The 6841-nt window shown below is 54.0% G+C and carries 9 protein-coding genes; 1 reads left to right on the top strand and 8 read right to left on the bottom strand.

Going from position 1 to position 6841, the window contains the following annotated elements; genetic code table 11:
- Positions 1–61: 61 nt before the first annotated feature.
- Complete coding sequence (locus tag FAP39_RS16280; RefSeq protein ID WP_138017440.1) at positions 62–802, bottom strand: helix-turn-helix transcriptional regulator; 741 nt, start codon at positions 800–802, stop codon at positions 62–64.
- 3 nt (positions 803–805) lie between these two features.
- Entirely contained in the window at positions 806–1264 is a 459-nt protein-coding gene (locus tag FAP39_RS16275) for a phage regulatory CII family protein (RefSeq protein ID WP_138017444.1), read from the bottom strand.
- Positions 1265–1644: 380 nt separating this feature from the next.
- Between FAP39_RS16275 and FAP39_RS16270 the strand changes: the two genes are divergently transcribed.
- Positions 1645–2232, top strand: a complete 588-nt coding sequence (locus FAP39_RS16270) for a thymidine kinase (RefSeq protein WP_138017439.1) — start codon at positions 1645–1647, stop codon at positions 2230–2232.
- Positions 2233–2261: 29 nt separating this feature from the next.
- Here the strand turns inward: FAP39_RS16270 and FAP39_RS16265 are convergent, their stop codons facing one another.
- From FAP39_RS16265 to FAP39_RS16240, 6 genes are all read right to left on the bottom strand, one after another.
- Positions 2262–2597 carry a cupin domain-containing protein gene (locus FAP39_RS16265; protein ID WP_138017438.1) on the bottom strand — a complete coding sequence of 112 codons (336 nt, stop codon included), beginning with the start codon at positions 2595–2597 and terminating at the stop codon, positions 2262–2264.
- Positions 2598–2747: 150 nt separating this feature from the next.
- The gene (locus FAP39_RS16260; protein WP_138017437.1) at positions 2748–3710 is read right to left on the bottom strand and encodes a 2-hydroxyacid dehydrogenase; all 963 of its coding nucleotides are present in this window, start codon (positions 3708–3710) and stop codon (positions 2748–2750) included.
- A complete protein-coding gene (locus tag FAP39_RS16255) occupies positions 3707–4045 on the bottom strand; it encodes a tRNA-binding protein (RefSeq protein WP_138017436.1) in 339 nt (112 codons plus the stop codon). Before FAP39_RS16255 ends, FAP39_RS16260 begins: the two co-directional genes overlap by 4 nt.
- Entirely contained in the window at positions 4038–4853 is an 816-nt protein-coding gene (proC, locus tag FAP39_RS16250) for a pyrroline-5-carboxylate reductase (RefSeq protein ID WP_138017435.1), read from the bottom strand. Before proC ends, FAP39_RS16255 begins: the two co-directional genes overlap by 8 nt.
- 30 nt (positions 4854–4883) lie before the next feature.
- Positions 4884–5384 (bottom strand): type III secretion system chaperone family protein, encoded by a 501-nt coding sequence (locus FAP39_RS16245; RefSeq protein WP_138017434.1) that lies wholly within the window; start codon positions 5382–5384, stop codon positions 4884–4886.
- Positions 5385–5623: 239 nt separating this feature from the next.
- Positions 5624–6841 carry an efflux RND transporter periplasmic adaptor subunit gene (locus FAP39_RS16240; RefSeq protein WP_138017433.1) on the bottom strand — a complete coding sequence of 406 codons (1218 nt, stop codon included), beginning with the start codon at positions 6839–6841 and terminating at the stop codon, positions 5624–5626.

Genomic DNA, 6841 nt, shown 5'->3' with positions numbered 1-6841 from the left:
TTGTATCCATTCAATCGGGTTGGATACATCTTAGCACGCTGTCCGAATTTGCCGGACCACTTCAATTGGTCAGACCGGTCTTGCGCAGAATGTGACTCATGCACTGGCGCACTGCCGACACCGTGACCTCTAGCTGTTTCGCGATTGCTTTATCCTGCATGCCTGAGCCAATCATTACCAAAAGCTCTTTTTGCTTGGACGTGATGCTATTTCGCTCTGAGAATTCAGCAAAAAAATGCGTCAGATATCGTTGGTGGCCCGATAGGGCCGCGACGTTCAATATCCAACCATGCGCCTCGATAATACGTTGCATGTCACGCTTGCCATGATCACCCGAGAACGTGATCAATCCCGCTTGAGGCGGGGCATGAAGTCGCAAAGGTATCGAAAATCCAGACCTCAGCCCCCTTCGCGCGGCCTCACGAAGCAGATCATATCGTGTCTGGGGAATATGATAGTATTCATCGACGAACTCTATTCCGACGGCGAACGGCGTCAGATGATGCATTGCATGACTTCTAAAATAGGACCATTTTGCCAGATCAGGGTTCTTGTTCACGTCATGCAACCAAGTGGAGTCATAAGACGTACGCACAAACAGCGTCTTTTTCCAATTCGCGTAGTTGCTGGCAGTGATCAGGTCAACCATCGGCAGTTCCAGCTCGCGGCCCAACCCGACCAACAAACGCCAGACATCTGACGAATGCTCTGTCACCTCAAGATCAGCCAAAAAACCGTGCAATAGCTCTGGCGTGTATGTCTCTGCTTGGAGAAACTCGCGGCGGTTTGGTCCGGACGGCATACCCTAACCGGACTCCTCTTCGAGGTTCAACTTCATGTCGATCAGCACTTGCTGAAGCGCGACCGTTTCTTTCAACAGGCGCTTGGCTTCATTCACGGTGATCACGCCATCTTCGATGGATTGACTGTATTCAGACATCAACATTGCAAAACGCTGGCTCAGGGCAATGATATCCGAGTTTACCCCACCTTTGTCGCCATCATTCTTGCGTGTGGCGTCATATGATAACGTAATTCCCTGAAGCTCCGCAAAAGCCGACGTCACATGTGGATACCCTGCGGCCTTTTCCAAGGCTGCAACCGCGTCAATGGGCATGAACCTGTCTGCGTGCTCTTCATTGGCAGAATAATATCGCCCCAATGTTGCCTTGGACTTGCCCGTGACTTCGCACGCGGCCTCAATGCCCACATCCTTTACCAAAGCCTCGGAATGTTTCTTTAAATAGGACCCATTACCGGCCATGCTTTTTGCCCCCAACCACACACGTCCCCCAGAGGGGAATTCAACATTGTCTTTCCCATTAAAGACTTGCGATGAAAATGTCATTTGTAAAGTGTCCTAACGCATTACGCTAGGGACGCGTATCAGTACCCGTTCGTTAGAATGCGGGATTTGGGTGGGGCGTCGCCATCCGGTCACTTTGACTGGAGGAGACTGACTTACCGAGTAAATGAGTAACGCTTTCCGCATCCCCAATGAGGCCCTGTCTCGGGAAAGCCCTTTGACGAGTATTTCGGTAGGTTCGGAGCCGTCATGTTTTTGGCGCTCCGATCCCTTTTTTCCCGGGGATACTGCCCGGTCGCCTCTTGCATTTCGACCGATCTGCGACATATCACGTCGCCATGGCCAAGCTCTATTTTCACTATTCGACCATGAACGCCGGCAAGTCGACGGTTTTGCTTCAGGCGTCGCACAACTACCGCGAACGCGGAATGCAAACCTATCTGTTGACGGCGCGGTTTGACAAACGTGCCGGAGAAGGGCGCATTGCGTCACGAATCGGCATTGGCGAAGCTGCCGACACATTTGACGATACGGACGACCTGTTTGAAAAGATCGCCCACCGACGCGATCAGGGCGACATCGCCTGTGTCTTTATCGACGAATCCCAGTTTCTAAGCCACGATCACGTCTGGCAGCTGGCACGTGCGGTCGATGATTTGCGTGTCCCCGTGATGTGTTACGGCCTGCGTGTGGATTTTCAGGGAAATCTGTTTCCCGGCTCTGCGGCTTTGTTGGCGCTTGCCGATGAAATGCGCGAGGTTCGCACCATATGTCATTGCGGTAAAAAGGCCACGATGGTGGTGCGACAGGACGCCAACGGTCAAGTGTTGCGCGAAGGCGCCCAAGTCCAAATCGGCGGGAACGAAACCTATGTTTCGTTGTGCCGTCGCCACTGGCGCGCCGCCATGGAAGATATTCCTCTGTAAGCGGCGCCAAAGACCGGACGCGTGAAGGTCTAGCGCTTAAGCGGATATCTGTCGGCTTCTTCAAAGACGTCAATCACCTTGGTGCCCGCTTGGATAACGGCGCCATGTTCAACACCCGCCGGAATAGAATAGCTATCCCCCGGTCCATACGTCTGTGTATGGCCCCCAATCGTGAACTCAATCTGCCCATGCACCACGGTTCCCCATTGTGCCCCGTGCGAGTGCATCGGCAACTCCATGCCTTGCAAGAACGTAAAAAACACAACTAGGCCATCTTCGGACTGAATGGCTCTTGTCTGAACAACTTCTTCTGAAAAGGGCACATCAATCGCCGGAAACCCCATAATAAAATCTGGAAAATTCATTGTGTCGTCCTCTGTTTGGATATCTGGTAATATCTGAAACCCTTGTGATTTGGAAATCCAAACACACGGATGCCGACACTCCAAACCGGTTATGTCAAAACCCTCATGGTGGGGTTTTCTGACAACCACATCAACCACTGGACCGTAAGGTCAGGTATGCAAAACCAGATTTGGCGGCGTTGCATTCCCCAGGAACGCCTTGATATTTTCGACGGCCATAAGGCCCATTCCAGCTCTGATTTCGAGTGCGGCGGTGCCCAGATGCGGCAGCAGCGTCACGTTTTCCATCGCAATCAATGCTTCAGGGACATGCGGCTCTTGCTCATACACATCCAGTCCGGCACCAGCGATTTGCCCCTCTTGCAGCGCCCGAATAAGCGCCGCCTCGTCCACGACATCCCCGCGCGAGATATTGATGAAATGCGCATGCGGTTGCATGGCGGCAAAGACCTCTGAATTTGCAAGGTGCCATGTCGCGGCACCAGAAGGCACCGCCATCACCAAGACATCAGCTTGATGTGCTAAGTCCGCAAGATCGGCCAGTTGTGTCGCCACAAACGGCAGCGTTTTCTTTGATCGATTATAATACAGCACATTCATGCCGAACCCAAAGTGACATCGCTGGGCGATCGCCGTACCAATACGCCCCATGCCGACAATGCCAACCGTTTTGCCCGACAAATGCATGCCAAGCATCTGGGTCGGGTGCCAGCCTTGCCATTTCCCAGCTCGGACCAACCGTTCCCCTTGTCCTGCGCGCCGCGCGCTCATCAGCATCAAAGTCATGGCAATATCAGCCGTCGCATCTGTGACCGCACCGGGGGTATTGGTCACAACGACTCCGGCGGCCTTGGCGGCTTGCACATCAATGTGGTTATATCCCACACCAAAGTTGGCCAGCAGACCGCACTTTGGGGTTGGCACGTCTGCAAACACCTCTGCTGCGAACATATCCCCGAGGGTTGGCAAAACCACATCATAGTCGCGCAAAGATTGGCGCAACTCATCAGGCGTGAGCGGCGCATTGCTGTCTCGAACCGTCAGCGTTCCCAAAGCGCGTGCCGCATCCAAGACCTGATCCGGCAGCGGGCGAGACACGAAGATCTGTGTCAATGCATCCGCCCCCCGGCTGGGACAGGTTGATCTGGGCCGACCAGTACAATATCGCCGTTCTCGTCAGGCAGCCCAAGCACAAGAATTTCGGACATGAATTTGCCGATTTGACGTGGAGGAAAATTCACAACCGCCATCACCTGTTTGCCCACAATCATCTCTGGATCGTAATGTTTGGTGATCTGTGCAGAACTCTTGCGAATGCCAATATCACCGCCAAAATCAACCCAAAGCTTGATCGCTGGTTTGCGGGCCTCGGGATAAGGTTCGGCCTGAACCACCCGCCCCACGCGGATATCTACCTTGAGAAAATCATCAAAGGACAGATCATCCATTTGCAAGCTCCTGAGATCGGCGCACTGCGGCGGCTACGGTTTTGTCAATGAGAGGCGGCAATCCGTTTTCGGCATCCATGAGCACCTCAAGCCCCGCCTGCGTGGTGCCATTGGGGCTGGTGACATTTTTACGCAATTGCGTCGGGGTCTCGTCGGATGTTTCCGCCAAGGCTCCGGCGCCCGCGACGGTCGCCTTAGCGAGAACCATCGACATTTCAGCCGACAAGCCCTGAGCTTGGCCCGCAGCGGCCAGTGTTTCAATCATATGGAACACATAAGCAGGGCCAGAACCGCTTACGCCTGTGACAGCGTCAATTTGTGCCTCGGTTTCCAGACGCACCACCTGCCCCACAGCCGACAGAAGGCTTTCGGCCAAATCGAGGTGTGCATCAGATGTGTGGGAGTTTCCAATCAGAGCGGTGATCCCGCGCCCAATTGCAGCGGGGGTATTGGGCATTGCGCGCACAATTGGTGTCTGCGCACCCAAAATGTCCTCGTATTGCGCAATACTAATACCCGCAGCGACAGACACAAACATGGTTTGGCCCCCACCCATCGCCCGCAGCACAGGCAATGCCTCCGCCATCATTTGAGGTTTGACCGCGATCAGAACAATCGCGGGCGATGCTGGCAACGAGGCATTGATATGGACGCCCGTATTCGTCACCCACGCGCTCGGAGCCGGATCTTGGACATACACAGATGTCGACGGCAACCCGTCGGACAACCATCCCTCAAGCATCGCAGAGCCCATCTTGCCACATCCAAGAAGCACAAGCCCGCGATCCGCTACAACATCCAATTTCATAAGGTCCCCCTGTCAATTCAGGGCGAAGTGTTACGCGCGCCCATAGGCCTCTGCAATGGCGACTTGCATCGCATCATCAATCGAGCGCTCTCCCCAGACGACCAATTGAAGGGCGGGGTAATACCGTTCGGCACTTAAGACAGCGGTACGGATCATTGTGTCGATCTGATCGGGGCTGGCGATTTGCCCGCCTGCGAGCACCAGCCCATAGCGATAGATCACCAGCTTTTGTTTGTTCCAATATGTGAATGCGCCTGCCCAGCACTGGTCATTCACCGCATTCAAGCATTCAAACACCTGTGGCAGCTTGTCTTGAGGGGGTTCCATTTCAAAAGAACACACAAGCTTGAGCGTTTCATCGTAATCCGACCAGGCAAGCGTGATCGAATAGGTCCGCCACTGGCCCTCAACTGCCATAGAAATTTGGTCATCACCCAATCGATCAAAGCTCCAGTCGTGGTGCTCTGCGATGTGTTCGACGATATCAATTGGATGAATATCTTCATCCATGAACTGCTCTGATAATGCCATGGCGTTCACCTCTTTTTCTATTACGCCGGGAGATTGGCAGCTCCCCAAGCGTTTGGTGCCTGCTCTAGGGAAAGCGGAATACTCCACAAACCCTACCAGATATGGTGATGGGCCAAAGGTGATCTGTAAAGCTATATTTCTGTGGATAACGCAATAAGTTGTGGATGAATTCGAAACATACACTAGAAATAGACCCCTTCTGGGGGCTTTTTGCATTTATGGGCCACTGCCGACTTGGCTTAAGGCGTGCTCCGAGAGGCAACCTTGGTGCCACTCACCAAACCAGCGGAAGGGTAAAGGACAACAGTCTCTTGCGCGTTTAGCCCCTCAAGCACCTGTGCTTGTATACCGTTGTTTCGCCCCACCTGTATCGACCGCACCTGCGCAATACCGCCTGTGACGACAAAAACAGACCACGCGCCCGCCTCACGAAACAAAGCACTGGAGGGGACAACAAGCGCATCTTGGGCATCCCAAACGACAATACGCGTTTCCACACGGAACCCATGGCCCAGCGCTTGGCGGGTTTCCGGCGGATCCGTGAATTGAATCACCGCATTCACACGCTGCTCTTCGACACCCAAAGCCGACGGTTTGGTAAATCCCCAAGGATCAATGCGTTCGACCACGCCATTCAAAACCCCTTCTCCGCCCCAGTTTGTAATCAAAACAGGGTCCCCTTTGGCAACTTTGACTGCATCCGTCGACAACAGCTCGACGACAATCTCAAGATCCGTATTTGTATTGCCTATTTCCAGAATTGGCGCACCGGCGGGCAAAATGGTTTCTGATTGCTGAATCACCTGAAGCACCACACCAGTAATGGGGGACGGTAGGTCAATTGCCCCAACCGATCCTGTGATCCGGCCGGTGTTTTCAAAACTGATCAAATTTGCTTCGGCATTGCGAATTTCTGCGACTCGCATAGAGATCGCGGCACGCGCCGTGTCCACCGTCGCCTGAACTGTCCGCCATGTTCCTTCTGCGCGATCCAAGGCCGCCTGAGACACCGCGTCTTGTTCGAACAATTTTCTTGCCCGTTCGACGTCGGATCGGGACAAGTCGCGATCTGCAATCGCTTTATTCATATCGGCCTCGGCCACCCGAAGCGCGGCTTGGGCCGCCGCAATTGCGGCTTTGGCTTGTTCACGCGTGCGAATATCAAGGGCGGCAGGGTTGGCTGGCATCATTCTGGCGACAACCGTTTCGTCTTTGGTCACGTGATCCCCCGGAAGCAAATCAACGCGCAAAAGATGACCGGCAATCGGTGTTGAGACCACATAGGGATCTCGCACACGCGTGCGCGCCTCTTCATCAACGGTTTGCATCATGGCTGCACGCGTGACCAACCCCATATCCACTTGCATTGGCTGCGGCCAAAAAGCCGCCAGCAAGCCAGCCCCGACCAATCCCACAGCCCCAAGCGTCAAAATACGACGAGAATGTTTCTTTGACAT

This window comes from Shimia litoralis (genome assembly GCF_005518135.1).
Taxonomy (GTDB): Bacteria; Pseudomonadota; Alphaproteobacteria; order Rhodobacterales; family Rhodobacteraceae; genus Shimia_E; species Shimia_E litoralis.
The sequence above is the reverse complement of the archived record's forward strand: the minus strand, read 5'-3'. Positions and strand labels throughout refer to the sequence as shown.